Source organism: uncultured Allobosea sp. (assembly GCF_945957345.1).
Lineage (GTDB): Bacteria > Pseudomonadota > Alphaproteobacteria > Rhizobiales > Beijerinckiaceae > Allobosea.
The window spans coordinates 51588-75605 of record NZ_CAMFKW010000025.1 but is presented as its reverse complement, the minus strand read 5'-3'; the positions used below and the strand labels follow the sequence as shown (position 1 = coordinate 75605).

Below are 24018 nucleotides of genomic sequence, written 5' to 3'. Positions count from 1 at the left end.
AGTTGTAGATGCCGCCCTTGCCCTCGGCATCGCCGGGGAACCAGTTCTGCACGGTGGAGTACTTGATCTCGGCATCGTCGAGCGCGATCAGCTCGACCACGGCGGCATGGAGCTGGTTCTCGTCGCGCTTGGGCGCCGTGCAGCCTTCGAGATAGCTGACATAGGCGCCCTCGTCGGCGATGATCAGCGTGCGCTCGAACTGGCCGGTATTCTGCTCGTTGATGCGGAAATAGGTCGACAGCTCCATCGGGCAACGGACGCCCTTGGGGATGTAGACGAAGGAGCCGTCGGTGAAGACCGCGCTGTTCAGCGTCGCGAAATAGTTGTCCGTCACCGGCACGACCGTCGCGAGGTACTTCTTCACCAGCTCGGGATACTCCTGGATCGCCTCGGAGATCGAGCAAAAGATCACGCCGGCCTGCGCCAGCTCCTTCTTGAAGGTCGTGACGACCGAGACCGAGTCGAACACCGCATCGACCGCGACGCGGTTCTCAGGGGCGACGCCGGCCAGGATCTCCTGCTCGCGCAGCGGGATGCCGAGCTTCTTGTAGGTCTCGAGAATGGCCGGATCGACCTCGTCGAGCGACTTCGGTGAGGCGCCCTTCTTCGGCGCGGCGTAGTAGTAAAGGTCCTGATAGTCGATCGGCGGATAGTTCACGCGCGACCAGGTCGGCTCGGTCATGGTCTTCCAGCGGCGGAAGGCGTCGAGACGCCATTCCAGCATCCATTCCGGCTCGTTCTTGCGCGCCGAGATATAGCGGACCGTGTCCTCGGTGAGGCCCTTGGCCGGCTTCTCGACCTCCAGCTCCGTGACGAAGCCGTATTTGTACTCGGTCACGTCGATCGACTTGACCTGATCGATGGTCTCCTGGACCGCTGCCATTTCTCAGTCTCCAGTGCGGGTTCAAGGCCCGCCGGTTTGGTCTTCGTGTTGCGGAGCGCGTCAGGCGGCAGCCCGGGCGCCCCGATCGGCTTGCGCGGCCACGAGCTTTTCGTAGGCCGCGAGAAAGAGATCGATATCAGCCTCGCAGGTGGTCCATCCGAGCGAAGCCCGCAAGGCCCCTGCGCTCATGACGGGGTCGATTTTCATCGCATCGAGCACATGCGAGCGCTTGACCTTGCCCGACGAGCAGGCCGAGCCGGAGGAGAGCGCCGCACCGGCAAGGTCGAGCTTGATCAGGACAGTCTCGGCCTTGAGGCCCGGCGTCGCGAAGGCGCTGGTGTTGGGTAGGCGCGGCGCCGTCTGGGCGAAGATTGCCGTCTCCGGCGACAGTGCCGCTAGACCAGCCTCCAGACGATCACGCAGGCCGGAAAGCCGCTCGGACTCATCAGCCAGAAGCTTCTCTGCGATCTCAGCCGCGGCGCCGAAGCCGATGATTCCCGGCAGGTTTTCGGTTCCCGCGCGCCAGCCACGCTCCTGCCCGCCGCCGCGCTGGGGCTTGTCGGCGAGTTCGAGCGCGCCCGTGCGGAAGACGATCGCGCCGACGCCCTTGGGGCCACCGACCTTGTGTGCCGACAACGTCAGCACATCGGCGCCGAGCGCCATGATATCGATGACAATCTTGCCGGCCGCCTGCACGGCGTCGCTATGGATGAGGCCGCCATGGCGATGGACGATTTCAGCCGCCTCGACGATCGGCTGGATCACGCCGGTCTCGTTATTGGCAAGATGGATCGAGACGAGCGCCCGCGCACCGGGGTTCTCGGCCACAAAGCGGGCAAGCCGCTCATCGAGCCAAACGAGATCGACAAGGCCATTGCCATCGACCGGGATTTCTTCCGTCGTGCCGCGCGGGAAACGATGCCCATCGCGTACACAGGCATGTTCTGTAGCACTGTGAAGCAGGAGCGTCGCGGGCGTCCGCACGCAGTCGCGGCCGCCATCGCAATCCATCAGGCCGGGCGAGAGCACCGCGATATTCGCTTCCGTGCCGCCGCTGGTGAAGACGACGTTCGAGGCCTTGGCGCCGACGAGCTTCGCGATCTGCTCGCGCGCCCGCTCCATCGCCGCGCGCGCCGCCCGCCCTTCGCCATGGACGGAGGACGGATTGCCCGGCAGCGTCAGCGCATGCGCAACCGCTTCCACCACCTCCGGCCGCACCGGGGTCGTGGCGTTATGGTCGAGATAGGCGCGTCCCGCCGTCACGATCCTGCCTGCTCCATCCTCGTCATTGCCGCACGTCGATACGAAATGCTTGAATTGGCACCTGTGCGCCGTGCTATAGCCGCCCATCCGAACCGGCCTGAACGGTCGAAACGCGGCTCGCAAGAGCGATCCACCGTTTTGTTCTCGACTTGTTCACGGCCGTTAGAACTATTCTAAGCGCCCTTCATCTAGGGCGCGCATGGTGGCGCCGTCAAGGGTGGCCGGGTTTCGAGCAGGCATGCGCCCGCTTTCTGCCCGCCCGCGCCGGCACTGCCGCAAGAAGCGGTGAGACGATGCCAGAGGTTATCTTCAACGGGCCCGCAGGCCGGATCGAGGGCCGCTATCAGCCGGCCAAGAAGCGGGGTGCGCCGCTCGCGATCATCCTGCACCCGCACCCGCAGTTCGGCGGGACGATGAACAACCAGATCGTCTACAACCTGTTCTACACTTTCGTGAATCGCGGCTTCTCGGCGCTGCGCTTCAATTTCCGCGGCGTCGGCCGCAGCCAGGGTCATTTCGACCATGGCGCGGGCGAGCTTTCGGACGCTGCCGCCGCGCTCGACTGGATGCAGGCGCTGAACCCCGAGGCCAAGAGCTGCTGGATCTCCGGCGTCTCCTTCGGCGCCTGGATCGGCATGCAGCTCCTGATGCGCCGCCCGGAGATCGAGGGCTTCCTCTCGATCGCCGCGATGGCCAACCGCTATGATTTCTCTTTCCTGGCGCCCTGCCCGTCCTCGGGCCTGTTCGTGCATGGCTCCGAGGATCGCGTCGCCCCGGTCAAGGAAGTCATGGCGGTGATCGAGAAGGTGAAGACCCAGAAGGGCATCCAGATCGAGCATACGGTCGTGGACGGTGCGAACCACTTCTTCGATGGTAAGGTCGATGTGCTGATGAGTCAGGTCGGCGCCTATCTCGACGCCAAGGTCGGCCCTGAGATCCTCAAGACCGAGCAGGAACAGGCCTGAGTCGTCCTCTCAAGGAGACGCGTGGATCAATCCCCGGCTCGACGCCATGACGGGCAGCGTCATCTGCGCTGCCCGTGCTTCTGCCAGAATCCAGTCGCGAAACAGCCTGATCTTGCGCTCGCGCTGACGTTCCGTCGGATAGACGACCCAATAGGCCCATTCATCGCGCACGACATGCTCGACGGCATAGACGAGCCGGCCTGCGGCGATATCGTAGGCGAAGAGTTCCGGCACGGCCATCGCGACGCCGTGCCCGCGCATCGCGGCCTGAACGCTCATCGCCTGCATCTCCAGCGACATCGAGCGCGCGTTTCGCCGGGGCATGTCGAGGCCGAGATCGGCAAACCAGTCCCTCCACGACGCCTCGTCGGCGCTGAGCAGTGGCGCCCGCAGCAGATCGGCAGGCTCACGCAATTGCAGCCGGTCACGCAATTCAGGCGAACAGAGCGGCGCGTAATGGCAATCGAACAGCTTCTCCGCCGTCACGCCCGGCCACGATCCCGGACCATAGCGCACGGCGAGGTCGACCGCCTCGGTAGTGAAATCGACCAGATGCTGCGAGGTCCTGACGCGCACGGCGAATTGTGGGTTCTCCATCTGGAATTGCGCCAATCGCGGCGACAGCCAGGTGATCGCCATCGTCTGCAGCGAGGAGATCGTCAGGACCGTCTGGTTCTCCTCGCAGAGATCGCGGAACACCGTCCCGATATCGGCGAGCGCCTTGCCGACCGGCCCGGCGAGCCGCTGGCCGATCGCGGTCAGCACCACCTGGCGCGGCTGGCGCACGAAAAGCGGCGCCCCGACGCGGTCCTCCAGCAAACGGATCTGATAGCTGACAGCGGCCTGCGTCATGCCGAGTTCCTCGGCGGCGCGCGTGAAGTTCTGATGGCGCGCCGCGGCCTCGAAGACGCGGACCGCGGCGAGAGGCGGAAGCTTGGGCGGCGGCGGATGCGAGGGCATGCCGAAGCATAAACCCTGTTTATGGCAGGTGACAATCTTCCGCTTTGTGAAGCGGCAGCGTCTGGCCCAGTTTCCTCCTCACAAAGCAGGCATCGGCGCCTGCCTCCGAGAGGATACCATCATGACATGCGCCTCCCACGCGGCGCCGCTGGAGAGATCCGGCGGCTCGTCCCTTCTGCACGGCCTGACCACGTTCTGGCAGCGCTACCTGGCCGCTGAACGCACGCAGCACCATCTCGCGACGCTGGATGAACGCGCACTCTGCGATCTCGGGCTTGTTCGCGACATCATCGAGCCGCGCCCGCGTGACACCGCCGATCTCTGGCTCGGCCGCATTCCCGGATGAGGCCGGCAGCGCCTTTGCCGCAAAAGCGATTTCCACTTTTCGGCCCGATGCTCTAGACGACGGCACAACGACCTCCATCAGATCGCAAGCCGCCATGACCACCTACAAGTCCGATTTCCTGCGCGTCCTCGACGAGCGCGGCCTCATCCATCAGGTCTCCGACGCGGAGGGCCTGGACGCTCTGTGCCGGCAAGGAACCCAGACGGCCTATGTCGGCTACGACGCGACGGCGACGAGCATCCATATCGGCAACCTGATCTCGCTGACGATGCTCTACTGGTTCCAGGAGACAGGCCACCGCCCGATCACGCTGATGGGCGGCGGCACCTCCATGGTCGGCGACCCCTCGTTCCGCGACGAGCAGCGCAAGCTGCTCACGGTCGAGCAGATCGCGACCAATATCGAGAGCATCAAGCGGGTCTTCGGCCGCATTCTGCGCTATGGCGACGGGCCGACCGACGCCTTCATGGTCAACAATGCCGATTGGCTGCTGAAGCTGAACTATGTCGAATTCTTGCGCGATGTCGGCCGGCATTTCTCGGTCAACCGCATGCTGTCCTTCGATTCGGTGAAGCTGAGGCTCGACCGCGAGCAGTCGCTGTCCTTCCTCGAATTCAACTACATGATCATGCAGGGCTACGACTTCACGGAGATCAACCGCCGCTATGGCTGCCGCCTGCAGATGGGCGGCTCCGACCAGTGGGGCAACATCATCAACGGCGTCGATCTCTCGCACCGGATGGGCGGCCCTCAGCTCTACTGCCTGACGACGCCGCTGCTGACGACCTCGTCGGGCGCCAAGATGGGCAAGACCGCCAATGGCGCGGTCTGGCTCAATGCCGACGTCTTCAGCCCCTATGATTTCTGGCAGTACTTCCGCAACACCGAGGACGCCGATGTCGGCCGCTTCCTCAAGGTGTTCACGCGCCTGCCGCTGGACGAGATCGCCCGGCTCGCCGCGCTCGGCGGCGCCGAGCTGAACGAGGCGAAGAAGGTCCTCGCCACCGAGATCACGGCAATCGTCCATGGCCGCGAGGCAGCCGAGGCCGCGGCCGAGACGGCGCGCAAGACCTTCGAGGAGGGGGGCCTTGCCGCCGACCTTCCGAGTGTCGGGATCGCACGAGCCGAGATCGAGCCGGGCATCGGCGTGCTCACCGCCTTCGTCAAGTCGGGGCTGGTGCCCTCGACCGGCGAGGCCCGCCGTCAGGTCAAGGCCGGGGGCTTGCGCGTCAACGATGTGGTCGTGACGGACGAGCGCGCCTCGCTCGGTCTCGGCGACCTGACATCGGAAGGCGTGATCAAGCTTTCCTTCGGCAAGAAGAAGCACATCCTGCTGCGTCCGGAATAAGGGCGCGGCAGCAGCGGCAGCGCTATAGGGCGCCTGTCATCCCGCACGCGCTGCGGCACGAAGTGCTGCTGCGCAGATGCGGGACCGTCACCCGGAAAAGGCGCCTTCTCGTCACGCGGTCCCGTGTCTGCGGCGCACCGCTGCGCGCTGCACCGCGCACGGGATGACAGGCGCCCCTCGATAACGTACGGCCAGCCTCAGCGCGGCTGTGTCTGCCGGGGCTGGACCGGCCGCTGCGCCGGCGCGCCGCCGAGCGGGTCGACAAAGCGGCGCAGGATGCCAGGCGCCAGCGCCGAAAGCGGGTTGATCGACATGGTCGGCGCGCTGGCGGCACCTGAGATCCGGAAATTCACGGCGAAAAGCCCGCCATACTGACTGCCGCCGCCAAGGATCGCCCCCACGACCGGCACCTGCGCAAAGGCATTGTTGAAGGCATAGCCGGGCACGAAGGTCCCGCCGATATCGACGCGATCACGGCCGTAATCGACATGGCCCTGCAGCGTGAACCCGACCTGCTGGCCCCAGATCACCATGTCGGAAACGTCGAGCCGGCTGGCGGAGCGGGTGAACTCCGCCTTGAGCTTGGTGAAGGCGACCTCGGTCACATCGATCCGCGGCTCGGCCGCATTGTCGCCGACAAGGGCGCTCGAGGATTGCGCGCCGACGACCCGCCGCAAGGCAGGCTCGTCGCGGACCATGAAGTTGCGGAACAGCAGGTCGCCGCTCTGGCTTTCACCCGGCCCCAGCGTCAGCATGAGATCGCCGCCATAGGCCTTGTTGTAGAGGTCGAGGAAGCGCAGCAACGAGCCCCCGTTCTCGGACTGCACGATGAGCTGCCCGCCCTCTCCCTGACGGCCTTGCCGGGCGGAGACTTCGGCCTTGCCGATCCGACCTTGGAAATTGGCGGTGCGGATATCGCCGCCGCGCTTCGTGAATTTCAGCGTGCCGCTGGTGATCGCCTCGTTGTTGAAGCCCGTCAGGATCGGGACGTCGAGATCGACGTCGTAATCGCCGCCCTTGCTTCCGCCCTTGTCGCCCTTGCCCGCTGCGCCCGGGCTTTGCAGATCCTTGATGAAGGGACGCAGGTCGGCGACCGCGCCGCGCACGACGAGCTTGACGACATTGCCGTCCCGCTTCGCATCGATCTTCAGGTTGTCGCCCGGCGACAGGCGGAACTGCGAGAAGCTCGCGGCATCCAGCCCGTTCTGCTTGTTCAGCTCGATGCGCCCCTTGATCAGGGCCGAGCCTGCCTCGAGCGAGAAATCCTCGAGATCGGGACCGTCCGCATCCAGAACATAGGTGAAGCCGACCTTGCCCGGTCGCCCGGCCGGCTTGTTCAATCCGGGCAGGACACCGTCGAGCGCGACCTTGGCGAGGTCGATCTCGACACGGGGCGGCAGTTCCGGGGTCTTGCCGAGCGGCTTCGTCACCTTCACGGGCAGCGTCCCGGAGATCCCGGTGTCGGCTCCAAAGCCGCGACGCTGCCGGGCTGCGGCATCGAGCGCAAGCTGCAAGGTCGCCTCGCCCTGCCCCTTGCCGTTCTGCTTCAGCTCGACCTGCGCCTTGTCGCCGCCGACCCGTGCGTCGCCGCGCAGCGACAACCCATTGCGGTCGACATTGAGGGCGAAACTGCCGGCGTCGAGCTTCTCCGTGCCGAGAAGCGTATCGGAGGCGACGTTCGCGAGTGACCCGGTGCCGGCCACGGCAACTTCGTCCGGCTTGAGGTCGTCGGCGAGCGGAAGCGTGATGCCGACCTTGAGATCGCTGGAGCCCTTGATCACCGCCGGATCGATCTTGCCGGGGCTGAAATCCTTCAGCGCCGGAAACGCGAACAGAGTCGCCAGCGCGTCCATCGACCCTATCGACCGGAAGCCGATGCGGGCCTGGGCGCGGTGCTGATGGTAGTCGGCCATCGCGAAGCTGCCCTCGCTCAGCTGGAGCTGACGGCCGCCGCCGAGTTCGGCCGTCGCCTTGCCGATCGCAAGCTGGACGGTGCGCCCCCCGACACGGCCCGACACGGTGGCGTCGACCAAAGGAGGCAGCCCAGGATCGGGCAAGTAGCGGACCCCGTCGGCATCGATGATCACCGAGAGCGAGGAATCGGGCATGCCTTCGCCCTTGAGCAGGCGGGCATGGTCTTCCGGTGCGAGGTCGAGATCGACCGACAAGGACTTGATGCGTCCAGCCGCGAGTTGCCGCCGCAGCGTGTCGTGCACTTGCGGCGAGGTGAAGCCGGGCCAGATCGCGAGCAGCGCGCGCGGATCGGAATTGGCAGCCTTGATCGCGAAGCGCTGCAGCGGCGAGTTGCCCACCCGCTGGACGGAGGCCCTCATGTCGACCGAGGCCGCCGGCCCGCGCAGCGAAGCCGAATCGATCGTCACGGCATTGTTGGCCGGATCGAGCTTCAGAGCGGCTTTCAGGCTGTCGATCTGGACCGGCGGATCGGAATCGAGCCCGGCGAGCTGGCCTTTGGCATCCAGCGCGATGCGCCAGCCGCCATTGTCCTCGCGCAGCGAGCCCGTTGCAGAAAACTGCGTCGCGCCGGCCTTGATCTCGCCGCGGGTGATGTTGAGCTCGGAGAGGTCCGCTCCGCTCGCCACTTCAAGCTCGGCGGAATCTACGGCGAAGGACGAGATCGGGCTTTCCGGAAAGCGCAACGTGCCGGACCGCACTCCGACCCGTGCGGTGATCGACTTCTTGCCATCCGGTGACTGCTTGAGGGTCGCATGCCCCTGCATTGGCAGGCCCTCGACCATGACGCCGGAGGTTCCGAAAGCGAGCGCGACGGCTTCCGCAGGCTCGAAGCGCAGGATGTCGATATCGGCGCGCTGCGTGCCATCGGCCTCGGTCGACATATCGACCGCCAGTTCCTTCCAGCGCTGGCCTGTCCGCCCCTTCATCGTCATGCGGGTGCCGCGGTCGCCAAGGCGGGTCAGCTTGATCTCGACATCTTCCAGGCCGGCCTTCTGGCGCCCTTCCGGGTCGACGAGCGAGAGTCGCGCGCCGTTGATCCCCGCCTCTTCGAGCGCGCCGAGAAGGCCATCGCCGCGCGCCAGCGTCGAGATCGCGCTCATGATACCGGTGAAAGCGTTCCATTGCGCCGCATCCGGCACGCTCGGCTGTGGCGGCGTCTCGGCCGGCGCCGAATCCGCGTTGACGACGAGCGCACCGTCCTTGGTGACCCCGAGACGGACGTTGACGCCGCGCAGATCAACCGAGACGAGCTTGATATCGCCGTGGAGCAAAGCCATCGGCGCGTAGCCGAGGATGGCTTCGGGCGCGCGGATCACGGCGCCGCTGGAATGCTGGAACGAGACCTGCCGGACCCTGAGTTGGGAATGCCCGTCGATACGGCCGAGCTCGGCGGAGCCGGCCGTGACCTTCCAGTCAGGGCCGAGCCGCTCTTCGATCGCGGCGGCGATGCGTCCCTCGAACCCTGAAAGCGGAATGATACCCGTGACCAGCAGCGTTGCCGCAGCACCGGCCAGTACGAGCACGGCGACCGTGACCGCGACGCAGATCGTGGCGAGGCCGGCCTTGGCACGCCGCTTCACGATCTCGACATCGCAGGCTTCGCCCGCGGGCGAAATCTCTCCTTGCCCGGCAGTCGCAGCCTTTGCTTCCTGGTCCGACAAAATCCGCGTGGTCCTTTTCGGCGCCCGTGCCGGTTCGTTTCAGGTTGCGGCCGATCGCCCCTTGCCGCAATCCCGGAAGGCAGCATGCATGTCGATGCGGTCAGGCGAAGCGATTCGGCAATCCGGAAACGGAAACGCCCGACGATTCGCCGGGTTCCTGCCGTGAGCCGGCTCGCCACGCCGGATCGCGGGCTCCATGCAGTGAGAAGGCGACGAAAGGAAGGCAGCGGCCATGGCTCTGCAGGAAGGTGACCCAGCCCCCGACTTCACGCTGCCGCGCGACGGCGGCGGCGAGATCAGCCTCGGTGCGCTCCGTGGCCGCAAGGTCGTGCTCTATGCCTACCCGAAGGACAACACTCCAGCTTGCACCGAGGAGGCGATCGCCTTCAATCGACTGCGCCGGGAATTCGCGGCCTGCGGCACTGAAATCATCGGCGTCTCACCCGATTCGGCGAAGAAGCACGTCAATTTCAAGCGCAAGTACGAGCTCGATTTCCCGCTCATGGCTGACGAGGCGCAGGACCTGGCGAACGCCTACGGCATCTGGGTCGAGAAGAGCCTGTACGGCCGCAAATATATGGGCGTCGAGCGCTCGACCTTCCTGATCGATGCGGAGGGGCGCCTCGCCCGGATCTGGCGCAAGGTGAAGGTCGCAGGCCATGCCGAGGAAGTGCTCGCGGCAGCGCAAAGCCTGTGAAGGTTTAAAGCGTTGCGCAGGCGTTGCACGGGTCGGAATTTGCGAAAGATTAACCCTAACAATGTCTGATGACGGTATCGGCAGCGTTATTTCCGGTTCCGCGTATGCATCATCAGTCCCAGACGGCCTCCGCCCTTCCGACCATCGGTCTCGTCTCCCACAAGACCTATACGCTGCGCCGCTCCACCATGCTGGCCGGGCTGGCGTGGCTGACCCTGAGCACGGCCTGCAGCGGCGTCGCCGGCTGGTACATTCTCAGCCGCGACGACCTCGCGGCCCGCCTGATCGCCCGCGAAACCACGCGCCAATATGCCTATGAGGATCGCATCTCCGCGCTCCGGGCCGATATCGATCGCTATGCCAGCCGTGCCCTCCTCGACCAGGACGGGGTGGAATCGCGGGTCGACGAACTCGCCAGCCGGCAGGCCGAACTCGAATCGCGCCAGTCGCTGGTCGCGGCCCTTACCGACACCATGCAATCGAATGGCCTGATGTCGGCAGCGAAGCTGCCGCTGCGCTCCCAGGTCATCAAGCCCGGCGAACCGATCCGCGCCTCCGGCGTGACCAGCTTCGCCCCGATCATGCCGAATAAGCCGACGCCGGCCCCCGAGGCGCCGTCGCTGCGGGGCGCCGATGGCGGCGGCTGGCAGTCCGGCGAGACGCCGCCCGAGCCACCGGCCAAGCGCGTCGATGCAGCCCTGACCAAGCTCGACGGCGCCATGGCCCGGACGTCCGACGCCCAGCTCGCGGCGCTGAAGGACATGGACGAAACCCTGGCAGCGACCCAGAAGCGGCTGCGCAGCGCGCTCGCCGAAACCGGGCTCGATGCCGAGCGCCTGGCCGCACCGGCGACCTCCGCCGGCGGCATGGGCGGCCCCTTGGTGCCGGTGAAGCTCGATCCGTCGGAAGGCGCCTTCGCCGCGACCCTCAACGCCCTCCAGCCGCGCATGGCCTCGGTACTCCGCCTGCGCGGCGTGATCGAGCAATTGCCGCTGGCCCGGCCGATGGCTGGCGACCACGACTTCACCTCGAATTTCGGCTACCGCACCGATCCATTCACCCGTGGCCTTGCGATGCATACCGGCGTCGATTTCCGGGCCGAGGCCGGCTCCCCGATCATGGCAACAGCACCGGGCAAGGTCGTGGCGGCCGAGTACAATGGCGGCTACGGCAACATGGTCGAGGTCGAGCACGCCAACGGCCTGAGCACCCGCTACGCCCATATGTCGGCGATCCTGGTCACGACCGGGCAGATGGTGAAGGCCGGCACGGTTGTCGGCCGGGTCGGCACGACGGGCCGCTCGACCGGCCCGCACCTGCATTACGAAACCCGCATCAACGAGGAGCCGGTCGATCCGACCCGCTTCCTGCGCGCCGGCGGCAAACTGCTCGCGAACGCGCTCTAAGTAACGTCCCCAAACGAAGAAGGCCGCGCTCTGAAGCGCGGCCTTCTTATTTGCAGTTCGGTCTTGGGCTCGAGACTAGTCGATATCCTCGACCTCGACCTCGGTGCCATAGACACGCTGCGCCAGCGAAGCCTCCATGAAGGGATCGAGGGCGCCGTCGAGCACTTCGGACGGCGCCGTCGAGCTCACGCCTGTGCGCAGGTCCTTCACGAGCTGATAGGGCTGCAGCACATAGGAGCGGATCTGGTGGCCCCAGCCGATATCGGTCTTGGAGGCCTGCTCGGCATTGGCCTTTTCCTCGCGCTTCTTCAGCTCGACCTCATAGAGGCGCGCGCGCAGCATCTCCCAGGCCTTGGCCCGGTTCTTGTGCTGGGACCGTTCCTGCTGGCAGGCCACCGCGATGCCGGTCGGGATATGCGTGATGCGCACTGCCGAATCCGTCGTGTTGATGTGCTGCCCGCCGGCTCCTTGAGCGCGGTAGGTGTCGATGCGGCAGTCCGATTCCTTGACATCGATGACGATGCGGTCGTCAACGACGGGATAAACCCAGATCGAGGCAAACGAGGTCTGCCGCCGGGCATTCGAGTCGAAAGGCGAGATGCGCACCAGCCGGTGCACGCCCGATTCGGTCTTCAGCCAGCCATAGGCGTTGTGGCCCTTGAACTGTAGTGTCGCCGACTTGATCCCAGCCGTGTCACCATCCTGATACTCGAGCGTCTCGACCTTGAACTTCCGCCGCTCGCCCCAGCGCCGATACATGCGCAGCAGCATCTCGGCCCAGTCCTGGCTCTCGGTGCCGCCCGCGCCGGGGTGGATCTCGACATAGGTGTCGAGCATGTCGGCCTCACCGGAGAGCAAGGTCTCGACCTGCAGCCGGGCAGCCTCATCCTGGACGGCCTTGATCGCCTGCTCGCCCTCGGTGACGGTGGCGTCGTCGCCTTCCATCTCGCCGAGTTCGATCAGCGTCAGCGCATCGTCGAGCTCGCGCTCGAGCTTGCCGATGCCCTCGATCTGGGTCTCCAGCGAGGTGCGTTCGCGCATCAACTTCTGCGCGGCTTCGGCATCGTTCCAGAAATCTGGTCCCTCGGAGAGGGCGTTGAGTTCCGCTAGGCGGCGCTGGGCTTGATCCCAGTCAAAGATGCCTCCTCAGCAGTCCGATCGACTGCTTGGCGTTATCGAGCTGCGTCTGGATTTCGGGGCGCATGATTCAGTCTGGACGTCCTTGTGAGCTTGCGTGGTGGCTGAGATAGGGGCGAAAGGCCTGCCTGTAAACGCCCGAGACGTCGTCCCGTCGCAGGACAAATGCCCCTACCCCCGAAACGACGACGCCCGGAGCAAGCCCCGGGCGCCGAAAACCCTTACGGTTGGCTCAGTAGAGCCCGCCGGTGCCGGAACCGACGGCGCGACCGCCGCCACCGGGGCCGACATTAAGCGGCGTGCTGCCGTCGCCGGCGGCGCCGATCACCGAATAGCTGTCCGGCGGCGCGGTGCCCGGCTTGAAGGCCTCGAGGATGCCGCCCTCGCCGCCCGCACGCATGCCGGTGCGGGGATCGACACGGATCAGCTTGATGCCTGCGGGCACGCGGAACGGCGTCGCCGGCTTGTCTTTCAGCGCGACGGTCATGAAGTCGCGGAAGATGGGCGCGGCGTACTGGCCGGCGGTCGCCGAGGTGCCGAGCGATTTAGGCTTGTCGAAGCCCATATAGACGCCGACGGCGAGGTCGGGCGAGAAGCCGACGAACCAGACGTCTTTGGCGTCGTTGGTCGTGCCGGTCTTGCCGGCGAGCGGCTTGCCGACGGACTTGACCACGGTCGCCGTGCCCGCATTGACCACGCCTTCGAGGATCGAGACCATCTGGTAGGCGGTCAGCGGGTCGAGCACCTGCTCGCGGTTGTCGATCAGGCGCGGCTCCGGCTGGTTCGCCCATTTCTCGGCGTTGCAGCCTTCGCAAACGCGCTGGTCGTGCCGGAAGATCGTCGAGCCCGTGCGATCCTGGATGCGGTCGATCAGGGTCGGCCGGATGCGCTTGCCGCCATTGACCAGCATCGAATAGCCCGCGGTCATGCGCATCACGGTCGTCTCGCCGGCACCGAGCGACATCGACAGCACCGGCTGGAGATCGTCATAGACGCCGAAGCGGCGGGCATATTCCGCGATCAGCGGCATGCCGACATCCTTGGCCAACCGCACCGTCATCAGGTTCTTCGAGAACTGGATGCCGTAGCGTAGCGTGCGCGGGCCGGTCGACTTGCCGTCGAAATTCTCCGGCCGCCACATGCCGAGCCCCGGCCCCTGGTCGATCTCGATCGGGGCGTCGAGGATGATGCTGGACGGGGTGTAGCCGTTGTCGAGCGCGGTCGCGTAGACGAAGGGCTTGAACGAGGAGCCCGGCTGGCGCAGCGCCTGAGTCGCGCGGTTGAACTCCGACTGGTCGTGACTGAAGCCGCCGACCATCGCGAGCACGCGGCCCGAGAACGGATCCATCGCGACGATAGCGCCGTTGACCTCCGGCAATTGCCTGAGCCGCGCATAGCCCGGCCGGCTCTCGATCGGCTCGACATAAACGACATCGCCGACCGACACGGCCTGCGAGACGCGGGCACGACGCGTCCACTTGATGCCATCGGCTGCCAGCGTCAGCGTCTGGCGTTCCTTGTTGAGATGGCCGGCGGCATCGCGCAGCGGATGCAGGCCGAGTCTGGCGCTGTCGCCGTTGGAGTCGAGCACGACGGCGAGCCGCCACGGCGCGACGTCGCCCAGCACCGGCAATTCGCCGACGACGGCGCCCCATTCCTTGCCGGCGAGATCGAGCTTCTGGATCGCGCCGCGCCAGCCGCGCGCCTCGTCGAAGCGCACGAGACCATCGACCAGCGCCTTGCGCGCCATCAGCTGGATCTTGGGATCAACCGTGGCACGGACCGAAAGGCCGCCTTCCAGCAGCTTCTTCTCGCCGTAGCGATCCTGCAGCTCGCGCCGGATTTCCTCGGCGAAATAGCCTGCGGCGATCTGGTTCGGCGAGACCGTGCGCGGATTGACGCCGAGCGGCTGCTTCTTGGCGGCTTCGCCTTCCTCCCGCTTGACGTAACCGTTCTCGACCATGCGATCGATGACGTAGTTGCGGCGCTCGATCGCGCGGTCGCGGTTGCGGAAGGGATGAAGATCGGTCGGCGCCTTCGGCAAGGCTGCAAGATACGCAGCCTCCTGCAGGTTCAGCTCGTGCACCGACTTGCCGAAATAGTTCAGCGCAGCCGCGGCAATGCCATAGCTGCCCTGCCCGGGCGCCGGCGCGCCGAGATAGATCTCGTTCAGATAGAGCTCGAGGATCTTGTCCTTCGAGTAAGTCGATTCGAGCTTCAGCGCGACGAGCGCCTCGCGAATCTTGCGCTCGATCGACTGCTCGGGGCTCAGGAAGAAGTTCTTTGCGACCTGCTGGGTGATGGTCGAGGCGCCCTGCGGCCGGCGATTGGCGCCGCGGTTGCGGAAATTCGAGATCGCGGCGCGGACCAGGCCTTCCGGATCGACGCCCATATGCTTGTAGAAATTCTTGTCCTCGGCAGAGATATAGGCGTCGACGACGAGCTTCGGCACGGCCTGAATCGGCAGATAGAGGCGCCGTTCGCGCGCATATTCGGCGATCAGGCTGCCGTCGCCCGCATGGACGCGCGTCATCACCGGAGGCTCGTAATTCCGCAGCTGGGCGTAATCCGGCAGATCGCGCGAGTAATGCCAGATCAGTCCGCCCGCGATGGCAGCACCGACCACGAAAGCGATCGCGCCGGCGGCGAACAACCATCCGAAGATTCGCAGAATGAACCGCATCTTTGGTCCTGGACCCCGTAACTGCCACCCGGCGGGCGCCAAATCGGGGCGCTTCGCAAATCATAGCTATAACATGACGGAGATGGCGGAACCGTGGCCTCGCGACCACATTCCGCATCATCCGGCAGCCTTCGAAACGCGACGCGGGCACGACGCCGACGATTCGGCCGTTCCCCCATCCCTGCCGTCATTGCCGGCAGGGCGCAACCGGAACCGCCGGGGTTCCCTAGTTCCGGCTCTCCGCCGCCTTGCCCACCGAGGCCCGCTCGCGGGCGAAGTAATCCTCGATTGCGGCGGATACCGCCGTCACCGCCTTGCCCCGCCATTCCGGCGAATTCAGCAATTCGGCGTCCTTCGGGCTCGACATGTAGCCGAGCTCGATCAGCACGGACGGCACGTCCGGCGCGCTCAACACCCAGAATCGCGCCGAACGCAGCGGTATCTTGTGCATCTTGATCGAGCCACCGAGCTTCTCGACCAGATTGCGCGCGAAGACGCCGGTGAAGGTCCGTGTCTCGCGCCGGGCGAGGTCCATCAGGATGCCCGCGACGTCCTGGAGTTCCTCACTGGTTTCCAGGCCGGCGACGGCATCGGCCTCATTTTCCTTGGCGGCGAGCCGCGCGGCCTCGGCGTCGGTCGCGCGCTCCGAGCGAGTATAGACGGTCGCGCCGCGCACCTCCTGCGCCTGCGTCAGCGAATCGGCATGGATCGAGATGAACAGGTCCGCCTGCTCGCTGCGCCCGATCTGCACGCGGTCGCCGAGCGAGACGAAGCGGTCGTCGTCGCGGGTCATGACGATGCGATAGCGGCCACTGGCCTCGAGCTGCTCCTTGAGCGCCTTGCCGAAGGCGAGGACGACCGCCTTCTCGGCGATGGAGGCGACGGTCGCGCCCGGATCGATGCCGCCATGACCGGGATCGATCACGATCGTGCGACGAGCCTCGCCGGCCGCCTTGGTCGACGCTGGCGCTGGAACCGGCATGGCCGGCCCAGGTTTGAGCACCTTGCCGGCCTCGGCCAGGAAATCCCCCCGCGACGCCTTCTTCAATTCGATCGTCAGCTCGCCGAAGCCGCCGCGCACCGTCTTCACCTCCGCCTTGGCGATGGTGGCGGGCTGGGACAGGTCGATGATGATTCGGGCCTTGTCCGCGGTGAACAGGCCGTAGCGATAGCCGCTGACGAAGCCGGCACTGCGCTTGGCCGAGGGCTGGATCTGGAAATTGGTCGAGGGCAATTCGACGATGACCCGGTCCGGCGAGGCCTGCACCCAGGCATCGACCGCGACGTTCGCGGACAGCATCATCGAGAGGCGCACAGTTTCGCCGCTCTGTTCAATGCGGGCGTCGGTCGCGACCGGGTATTCGCTTTGCGGACGCGGCTCTGCCTTCGGCTGAGCCCAGGCCCGCAGGGAGCCCGCCACCGGAGCGGTCGCGACCAGGCAGGCGACGGCCAGCGCGCACCGCAGCGCCCGGAATCGCCACGGCGCATCGCGACGGCTCACATCAGCGCGGCGGATGCACGAGAACAGTTGAAAAATCCCGTCTCTTGTTACGAGGGTTTAACCATAACGGGGCTGAAATCCTAACAGGGCGTTACCATCCCTCCCGGGAGCCGGAAACCGCCTCTGCGCGCCCCGGCCGAAATGCGGCCGTCATGTGACTTGCAAATCACCATCACCTGTCTGTAATGGAACAGGTTGCTTGTCAGCTTGTCCGAGGGACACATCCGGATCGTGCGATCCGTCGGCGTCCGAAGCAGGCTGGGCCACCGCTCCCGAACGGGGTGGCGGCAACAAGACGACCGCAACGGATCGTCCGCAGACGGTTGGCATCGGGATTGCGTGTTTTCTGCGCCCTGCCCTGTCTTGCGAGCGTGCAAACGCGATGCGCCTGGCTATCTGGCCGGAGCATCGCAGGTCAGGACAGATGACGGGGCATAAGACGCCGCTAGCACCATCGGTGAACCGTCCGAACCTGCGGAACCGCGCCGGGCTTGTCGCCCGGGGGGCTGTTCCGAGCCGCCTTCCTGTCTCGACCGCTTCCTTCTCCCTCCTGCAACATGCCGGCTCGCTCCGGCCTTCTCGCGGCGCCCTCGCCCGCGGCGGCGGATTTGCATCCGTAGCCGTGCGGAGCCGGTCGGCAGCCGCGCCAATGGAACTGTCTTATGGCCAACAAGATGCTTATCGATGCCACCCACCCGGAGGAGACCCGGGTCGTGGTGGTCCGCGGATCCCGCGTCGAAGAGTTTGATTTCGAATCCGCCAGCCGCAAGCCGCTCCGCGGCAATATCTATCTCGCCAAGGTGACCCGCGTGGAGCCCTCGCTCCAGGCGGCCTTCGTCGAGTATGGCGGCAACCGCCACGGCTTCCTCGCCTTCTCCGAGATCCATCCAGACTACTATCAGATCCCGGTCGCCGACCGGCAGGCGCTGCTCGACGACGAGGCTCGCGCCGACCGTGACGAGGAGCGCGACGAGGAGCGCCGCGAGAAGCGTGGCCGCCGCGACCGCGGCCGCCGCGGCGATCGCGACAACCGCGCCAAGAAGGCCGCCCCCGACGAGACCGTCTCCGCCGAGGTCGAGCAGAACGGCGACGATGTCGAAGTCGTGACCGACGGCAAGGAAGCCGCCATGGTCAACGAGGGCGGCCCCGCCTTCGGCGAGTTCTTCGCTCCCGACGTCGCCGAATCGACCACCGAGGAGGCCGTCGACAATGCCGCGCCGCTGACCTTCGAGACCGTCGCCGTCGAGGCGACCGAGGTTTCGGGCGAGGCATCGGAAAGCGTGGATACCGAGGCGCGCAAGCCGTCCGAGGATGACCACGACGACGATCACGGCGACGACGATGCCGAGGAGGCACCCGAGCAGCTCGGCGGCGGCGACGCCCTCGACGACATGCCGGAGCGTCCGCACCGCCAGTCGCGCCGCCAGTACAAGATCCAGGAAGTCATCAAGCGCCGCCAGATCATCCTGGTCCAGGTCGTCAAGGAAGAGCGCGGCAACAAGGGCGCGGCGCTCACCACCTATCTCTCGCTCGCCGGCCGCTATTCGGTGCTGATGCCGAACACCGGCAAGGGCGGCGGCATCTCGCGCAAGATCACCAATGCCGAGGACCGCAAGCGCCTGAAGGAAATCGCCCAGGAGCTGGAGGTTCCGGAGGGGATGGGCCTCATCCTGCGCACGGCCGGCGCCTCGCGCACCAAGGTCGAGATCCGACGCGACTACGAATATCTGATGCGGATGTGGGAAAGCGTGCGCGAGCTGACGCTGGCCTCGGTCGCGCCCGCGCTGGTCTATGAGGAGGGCAACCTCGTCAAGCGCTCGATCCGCGACCTCTATAACAAGGATATCGACGAGGTTCACGTCGCTGGCGAGAGCGCCTATCGCGAGGCCAAGGACTTCATGCGCATGCTCATGCCGAGCCATGCCAAGAGCGTGAAGCCCTATCGCGAGCAGACCCCGCTCTTCGCCTCCTTCGGTGTCGAGAGCCAGCTCGACGCGATGTTCTCGAACACGGTCACGTTGAAGTCCGGTGGTTATCTCGTGATCAACCAGACGGAAGCGCTGGTCGCGATCGACATCAACTCGGGCCGCTCGACCCGCGAGCACAATATCGAGGACACCGCCCTCAAGACCAATCTCGAAGCGGCGGAGGAAATCTCCCGCCAGCTGCGCCTGCGCGACCTCGCCGGCCTTATCGTGATCGATTTCATCGACATGGAGGAGAACCGGAACAACCGCGCCGTCGAGAAGAAGCTGAAGGAGTGCTTGAAGGACGACCGCGCCCGCATCCAGGTCGGCCGCATCTCGGCCTTCGGCCTGCTGGAGATGTCGCGACAGCGCATCCGCACCGGCGTGCTCGAATCCTCCTCGGTGCCCTGCCCGCACTGCGCCGGCGCCGGCATGATCCGCTCGACCCCGTCGGTCGCGCTGCAGATCCTGCGCGCGCTGGAGGAGACGCTGATCAAGAGCGCCTCGCACAACCTCACCGTCCGGACCCGGCCGGAAGTCGCGCTCTACGTCCTCAACCAGAAGCGCGCCCATCTCTCCGATCTCGAGACCCGCTTCAACATCGCCATCACGGTCTCGACCGACGCGAACCTGCTCGGCACCCGCTATTTCGAGGTCGAGCGCGGCGAGTTCGTCGGCAATGAGGGCCGTGTCGTCCCGACCAGCTTCAAGGCCGAGGCGATCGCCTCCGATGTCGACGACGATGCGCTCGATGCCGCGGCGGAAGCCGCTGCCCTCGACGCCGAAACCGGCGGCAACGAGGCGACCGCCGAAGAGGCGCAGGGCCAGTCCGAGCGCGGCGAAGGCGAGAACGGTCGTCGTCGCCGCCGTCGCCGCCGCCGTCGGCGGGGTGGCGATCGTGACGAGCAGGGCCAGCAGCTCGACGGCGCGCAGGGTGATGACGAAGGCGACGAGGGCGAGGAAGACGGCGACGAGGCCGTGACCCCGGCCGCCACCGAGCCGGTCGCCGAAGCCGTTGCCGAGGTTGCTCAGGAGCCGGTGGCCGAAGAGCCTGCCGCCGAGCCCGTGAAGCCGAAGCGCAGCCGCGCCCGCAAGCCGAAGGCCGAGGCCGCCAAGGAGACGGAGGCCAAGGCCGAGACCGTCGCGGTCGAAGCCGCTCCCGCCGAGGCCGAGAAGCCCAAGCGCAGCCGCTCGCGCAAGAAGGTCGTGCCGATCACCGAGGGCGGCGAAGCCGCTGCAGAAGCAGCTCCGGCTCCAGTCGAGACGAAGGCCGAAGCTCCGGTCGCTGCTCCCGAAGTCGCTCCCGCTGCGGCCGAGCCCGCTGCGGCGCCCGAACCCGCACCTGCTCCGGCGCCTGCCGAAGAGCCCGTTGCGGTCGTGCTGACGGAGCCGGACCCGAATCGCCCCAAGCGCGGCGGCTGGTGGAACCGGCTCGCCGGCCGCTCCTGACCGCACGGCTTGAGCCCGATAAATGACGAAGCCCGCTGCATCTCGCAGCGGGCTTTTCCTTTTCACGCATCGCCAAACCGGTCAGGGGATCGGCGCCTGCAGAGCCTTCCATCCATGGGGGGCGATTGCCGCGTCCACGCAATCGCGAGTGCCGGCGCTTACCCCGCCGCGGGCGCCAATGGGCTCGGCGGCGGCACGGTCGAGATCGCCGCGGCAGCCTGGCTTTGCGAGCCACCCTCGCCGCCACGCACCGTGACGGCATTCGAGGCGAAGGGGATGTGCGCATCGTTCAAGGCGCGGTAGACCCGTTTCAGCGACTCGCGCTGCAGCGCCGAGGCCTGGTTCGGCTTGGCCGTGAATTTCAGCCTGATGACGATGGCGCTGTCGGTGATGTCGGCGACGCCCTGCATCTTGAGCGGCGCAATGAAATGCGGTCCGAACTCGGGATCCTCCATCAGCGCGATGCCGGTCTTCTTGATCGCCTTTCGAGCCTGCTCGATATCGGCGGAATGGTCGAGACGGACGTTGAACTTCACCGTCGCCCAGTCGCGACTGGCATTGGTCAGCGATTGGACCTGGCCGAAGGGCACGGTGTGGATCTGCCCGCTCTGGTGGCGCAATTGCATCGAGCGCAGCGAGATCTTCTCGACCGTGCCCTTGAGCCGGCCGGTATCGACATATTCGCCGACGCGGAACGCGTCCTCCAGCATGAAGAACAGGCCGGAGACGATGTCGCGCACCAAGGCCTGCGAGCCGAAGGAGAGAGCGAGGCCGAGAATGCCGAATCCGGCGAGCAGCGGCCCGATATCGACGCCCAGTCGCGACAGCACGATGAGGATGGTGAGGCCGAGCACCGCGCCGAGCACGACCCCACGCAGCACCGGCAGCACCGTCGCCAACCGGCTCGGCACACCCTCATCATGCGCCGCGTCCTCGTCGGCGGGACCGACGACGCGCGGCTTCGGCGTATAGCCGTCGAAGAAGGCGTGCAGGAAGACGAGCGCGACCCAGCCGACGAAGGCGAAGATCGCGACACCCGCGGTCTGCCGCATCACCATGGCGAATTGCCCTGACGTGACGCCCAGCAGCAGCCCGGCCCAGAGGCGCGCCAGAACGAAGAAGCCGACCGCCCACAGTGCCCCGACGGCAGCCGCACGCAAGGCCGCATTGCCGGCGCGCCGCATGGGCGTGGCGCCGTGCTCCGCCTCGTGCCGCATCGCATGACAACGCATCAGGCTGGAGATGCCGACGGCGAAGATCGGAATCAGGGCGATCGCTACCTGCGTCGTCGCAGCGGCCTCGGCCCAGCGGCCACCATTCGACATCATCGCAGCGGCACTGCTGACCATCCACAGCAGGACGGTCGTCGCGATGTAGAACCAGGCCGTCCCGGTGGCGATCAGCCGCCGGATCGGGCCGGGTTCGGACGAGCCGGAGAGGACCAGCGCCGCGAGATCGTACCGCGCGTCGTGGAACCACCAGACCTTGAACAGCGTGATGCCAAGCCCGGTGAGCGCGATCAGCCCCGTAACCGGCCGCGGGCCGGCACTGACATGGTGGGCGAGCAGGATGCCGGTCACGATCAGCGGTGTCAGGATCGCATAGGCGACGAGCCGCCAGAAATGCACTTCGCCGCGCGGCAGCGGCATGACCCGCCGGTCCGGCGCGCCGGGCGCGATCAGGAAACGGCCGACGGCAATATAGAGCGCACCGATCGCCGCGCCATTGGCGCCTGTCGTGAGAGCGACGTTGGCGAGATCGTTCTCCGGAAGCCAGGCGTTGCGGGCCATCCGCGCCAAGGCCAGCGCCAGGAAGATGGTCGCGACATCCTGGAGCAGCCCCCAGGACGAGGCGATAAGGCGGGGCGTGAACTCGGGTCCGGCCGGCAGCATCTTCCGCGCGAACCAGCGGGCGGTAACGACCCGGAAGGCGAAGGCAGCGGCGAGCGCGAGGCAGACGATCCCGAAGACGCGCCAACCGGCCGGCAGGCTTTCCCGACCGTTGAGATTGCGCTGCCAGGCACGGCCCCAGTCGGTCGGCAATTCGCCGATCGCAGGGATCGAGGTGCCGCCATATTCGACGCCGTCGATGAAGCGATCGACCAGGGCGTTGACCTCGGCCTGGAAACCATCCTCATCCGCCATCGACGGGGCAGGCGCGGGTTGAGTGGCGGCGGGCTTCGCCTTGCTCGCAGGCTCTGCCGGCGGAGCAGCAACAGGCGCAGCCGTGGCGCCACCAACCCGAATCTCGACCTGCCGTCCGGGAGCGGACAGGGCGTCGACCATCCGGCGGATCGTCTCGGGCGTCTCGTCGCCGCGCAGGCTCAGGACGACGGAGGATTGATCCTCGGCGACGCCGGGAGTGGCAGGCGCCAGCAACACGAAAGCAAGTGCCAGCCAGCCGAAAAGGAATGCGTTTCCGGCCGCGCTTCGCCGCGGGACCGATGTGCCCGATGCAGCGACGTTCATGGCAGGCCTCCGCGCTATCCCACGGATGCAGAATGCGGGGATTCCGCGAAATCTGGCAAGCAGTTCGCGAGACGCCGCCAGGCGCCGGTCAGCGCTTCTTCATCCAGGCGCCGATGCGCGTCACCGCCTCCTCGCATTCGGCGAGCGAACCGGCAAAGGAGAGCCTGATCGTGCGCGCGCCGCGCGCCTCGTCGAAATCGAGCCCGGGCGTGATCGCGACGCCCGCCTCTTCGAGCACGCTGCGGCAGAAGGCCATCGAGTCGTTCGAATACCGGCCGATATCGAGATAGATGTAGAAAGCACCGTCCACGGGCAGGAAATCGCCGAGCCCGATCTCCGGCAGCGCCTTCAGCAGGAAGGCACGGTTCTGCGCATAGCCGGCCTTGATCGCCTCGCATTCTTCGGTGGCGTCGAAGGCCGCCTCGCCCGCGACCTGGCTGAGATAGGGCACCGAGATCGAGAAATTCTGCTGCAATCGCTCGATCGTGCGCACCAGCCGCTGCGGCACGACAAGCCAACCGACGCGCCAGCCGGTCATGCAGTAGTACTTGGAGAAGGAGTTGACGATGATCGCATCCGGATCGGCAGCGAGCGCCGTCGTCGCCGGAGTCTCATAGGTCAGGCCGTGATAGATTTCGTCCGAGATGTACCAGAGCCCGAGCTTGCGGCAGCAGGCAGCAACATCGGCGATTGCGTCGGGCATCATCACCACGCCGGTCGGGTTGGCCGGGCTCATGGTCAGCACACCCGCGAGCGGCTTCTCGCGATGGGCGCGCTCGATCAGGTCCGGCGTCAAGGCGAAACGCGTCTCGGGGCCGACCTCGATCGCCACCGGCTCCAGCCCGAGCGCGATCAGGATGTTGCGATAGGCCGGATAGCCCGGCGCCGTGATCGCGATCCGCGAACCCGGCTGGAAGCAGGCGAGGAAGGCCAGGATGAAGCCGCCCGACGAGCCCGTCGTCACGACGACGCGCTCGGCCGCCACCTCCACGCCATAAGCGTCCCGATAATGGCGCGCGATGCGATCCCTCAGCGAATCCGTGCCGAGCGCCTGCGTGTATCCGATCCGGCCATGCTCCAACGCTCGAGCGGCGGCTGCACGGATCGAGGCCGGCGTCGGCGCCGAGGGCTGGCCGACTTCCATATGCACCACCGATCCGCCCCGGCGCTCGATCGCAGCCGCCTGGTTCATCACGTCCATAACGATGAAGGGCGCGACGCGCTCGGCTCGTTCGGCCAGGGCCGGCAAGGCGGCGGGCGCAATCAGGGGCTTCGACATCGGCTCGTCCGGTTTCACGAGAAGGCCCGCC

General features: G+C 66.5%; 15 protein-coding genes. 6 read left to right on the top strand and 9 right to left on the bottom strand.

Annotated features, from left to right (window positions below; all coding sequences use genetic code 11):
- Positions 1 to 883: Fe-S cluster assembly protein SufB (sufB, locus tag Q0Q36_RS14030; protein WP_293798805.1), on the bottom strand; the 883-nt coding region annotated here is incomplete at its 3' end.
- 60 nt (positions 884 to 943) lie between these two features.
- Positions 944 to 2149, bottom strand: a complete 1206-nt coding sequence (locus Q0Q36_RS14025) for a cysteine desulfurase family protein (protein ID WP_293798808.1) — start codon at positions 2147 to 2149, stop codon at positions 944 to 946.
- Positions 2150 to 2439: 290 nt separating this feature from the next.
- On the opposite strand from Q0Q36_RS14025, the gene Q0Q36_RS14020 reads away from it, so the two are divergent.
- Complete coding sequence (locus Q0Q36_RS14020; RefSeq protein ID WP_047577045.1) at positions 2440 to 3111, top strand: alpha/beta hydrolase; 672 nt, start codon at positions 2440 to 2442, stop codon at positions 3109 to 3111.
- A 9-nt stretch (positions 3112 to 3120) separates the two neighbouring features.
- On the opposite strand, the gene gcvA is transcribed toward Q0Q36_RS14020, so the two are convergent.
- Positions 3121 to 4071 carry a transcriptional regulator GcvA gene (gene gcvA, locus Q0Q36_RS14015; protein ID WP_293798804.1) on the bottom strand — a complete coding sequence of 317 codons (951 nt, stop codon included), beginning with the start codon at positions 4069 to 4071 and terminating at the stop codon, positions 3121 to 3123.
- Between the two features lie 121 nt (positions 4072 to 4192).
- Here gcvA and Q0Q36_RS14010 point away from each other — a divergent pair, with 121 nt between their 5' ends.
- Positions 4193 to 4417, top strand: coding sequence for a DUF1127 domain-containing protein (locus tag Q0Q36_RS14010; RefSeq protein ID WP_293798802.1), 225 nt, complete (start codon positions 4193 to 4195; stop codon positions 4415 to 4417).
- Positions 4418 to 4511: 94 nt separating this feature from the next.
- On the top strand, positions 4512 to 5765 hold the full coding sequence (gene tyrS / locus Q0Q36_RS14005) for a tyrosine--tRNA ligase (protein WP_293798800.1): 1254 nt from the start codon (positions 4512 to 4514) through the stop codon (positions 5763 to 5765).
- A gap of 197 nt (positions 5766 to 5962) precedes the next feature.
- Here tyrS and Q0Q36_RS14000 read toward each other — a convergent pair whose 3' ends face one another.
- Entirely contained in the window at positions 5963 to 9400 is a 3438-nt protein-coding gene (locus tag Q0Q36_RS14000; RefSeq protein WP_293798799.1) for a hypothetical protein, read from the bottom strand.
- A 232-nt stretch (positions 9401 to 9632) separates the two neighbouring features.
- On the opposite strand from Q0Q36_RS14000, the gene Q0Q36_RS13995 reads away from it, so the two are divergent.
- Entirely contained in the window at positions 9633 to 10097 is a 465-nt protein-coding gene (locus Q0Q36_RS13995; protein WP_293798797.1) for a peroxiredoxin, read from the top strand.
- A gap of 104 nt (positions 10098 to 10201) precedes the next feature.
- Complete coding sequence (locus tag Q0Q36_RS13990) at positions 10202 to 11503, top strand: peptidoglycan DD-metalloendopeptidase family protein (protein WP_293798796.1); 1302 nt, start codon at positions 10202 to 10204, stop codon at positions 11501 to 11503.
- 75 nt (positions 11504 to 11578) lie between these two features.
- On the opposite strand, the gene prfB is transcribed toward Q0Q36_RS13990, so the two are convergent.
- The 3 genes from prfB to Q0Q36_RS13975 all read right to left on the bottom strand — a co-directional run bounded on the left by prfB (position 11579) and on the right by Q0Q36_RS13975 (position 16743).
- A protein-coding gene (gene prfB, locus Q0Q36_RS13985; protein ID WP_293798795.1) for a peptide chain release factor 2 occupies positions 11579 to 12707 on the bottom strand; the annotation gives its coding sequence in 2 pieces (ribosomal slippage) (positions 11579 to 12637 and positions 12639 to 12707; 1128 coding nt in all).
- 165 nt (positions 12708 to 12872) lie between these two features.
- Positions 12873 to 15323 (bottom strand): penicillin-binding protein 1A, encoded by a 2451-nt coding sequence (locus Q0Q36_RS13980; RefSeq protein WP_293798793.1) that lies wholly within the window; start codon positions 15321 to 15323, stop codon positions 12873 to 12875.
- Between the two features lie 226 nt (positions 15324 to 15549).
- A complete protein-coding gene (locus tag Q0Q36_RS13975) occupies positions 15550 to 16743 on the bottom strand; it encodes an N-acetylmuramoyl-L-alanine amidase (RefSeq protein ID WP_293798792.1) in 1194 nt (397 codons plus the stop codon).
- A gap of 743 nt (positions 16744 to 17486) precedes the next feature.
- Here Q0Q36_RS13975 and Q0Q36_RS13970 point away from each other — a divergent pair.
- Positions 17487 to 20240: a ribonuclease E/G gene (locus Q0Q36_RS13970; protein WP_293798791.1), complete on the top strand. Its 2754-nt coding sequence runs from the start codon at positions 17487 to 17489 to the stop codon at positions 20238 to 20240.
- A gap of 158 nt (positions 20241 to 20398) precedes the next feature.
- On the opposite strand, the gene Q0Q36_RS13965 is transcribed toward Q0Q36_RS13970, so the two are convergent.
- Entirely contained in the window at positions 20399 to 22708 is a 2310-nt protein-coding gene (locus Q0Q36_RS13965) for a mechanosensitive ion channel family protein (protein ID WP_293798789.1), read from the bottom strand.
- Positions 22709 to 22796: 88 nt separating this feature from the next.
- Positions 22797 to 23987 (bottom strand): aminotransferase class I/II-fold pyridoxal phosphate-dependent enzyme, encoded by a 1191-nt coding sequence (locus Q0Q36_RS13960; RefSeq protein ID WP_293798788.1) that lies wholly within the window; start codon positions 23985 to 23987, stop codon positions 22797 to 22799.
- Between the last annotated feature and the right edge of the window lie 31 nt (positions 23988 to 24018).

Excerpts from the sequence above, each read along its gene's own strand:
- Q0Q36_RS14020 (WP_047577045.1), top strand. The coding sequence starts at position 2,440 with ATGCCAGAGGTTATCTTCAACGGGCCCGCAGGCCGGATCGAGGGCCGC.
- gcvA (WP_293798804.1), bottom strand. The coding sequence starts at position 4,071 with ATGCCCTCGCATCCGCCGCCGCCCAAGCTTCCGCCTCTCGCCGCGGTC.
- Q0Q36_RS14010 (WP_293798802.1), top strand. The coding sequence starts at position 4,193 with ATGACATGCGCCTCCCACGCGGCGCCGCTGGAGAGATCCGGCGGCTCG.
- tyrS (WP_293798800.1), top strand. The coding sequence starts at position 4,512 with ATGACCACCTACAAGTCCGATTTCCTGCGCGTCCTCGACGAGCGCGGC.
- Q0Q36_RS13995 (WP_293798797.1), top strand. The coding sequence starts at position 9,633 with ATGGCTCTGCAGGAAGGTGACCCAGCCCCCGACTTCACGCTGCCGCGC.
- Q0Q36_RS13990 (WP_293798796.1), top strand. The coding sequence starts at position 10,202 with ATGCATCATCAGTCCCAGACGGCCTCCGCCCTTCCGACCATCGGTCTC.
- Q0Q36_RS13980 (WP_293798793.1), bottom strand. The coding sequence starts at position 15,323 with ATGCGGTTCATTCTGCGAATCTTCGGATGGTTGTTCGCCGCCGGCGCG.
- Q0Q36_RS13970 (WP_293798791.1), top strand. The coding sequence starts at position 17,487 with ATGGCCAACAAGATGCTTATCGATGCCACCCACCCGGAGGAGACCCGG.
- Q0Q36_RS13965 (WP_293798789.1), bottom strand. The coding sequence starts at position 22,708 with ATGAACGTCGCTGCATCGGGCACATCGGTCCCGCGGCGAAGCGCGGCC.
- Q0Q36_RS13960 (WP_293798788.1), bottom strand. The coding sequence starts at position 23,987 with ATGTCGAAGCCCCTGATTGCGCCCGCCGCCTTGCCGGCCCTGGCCGAA.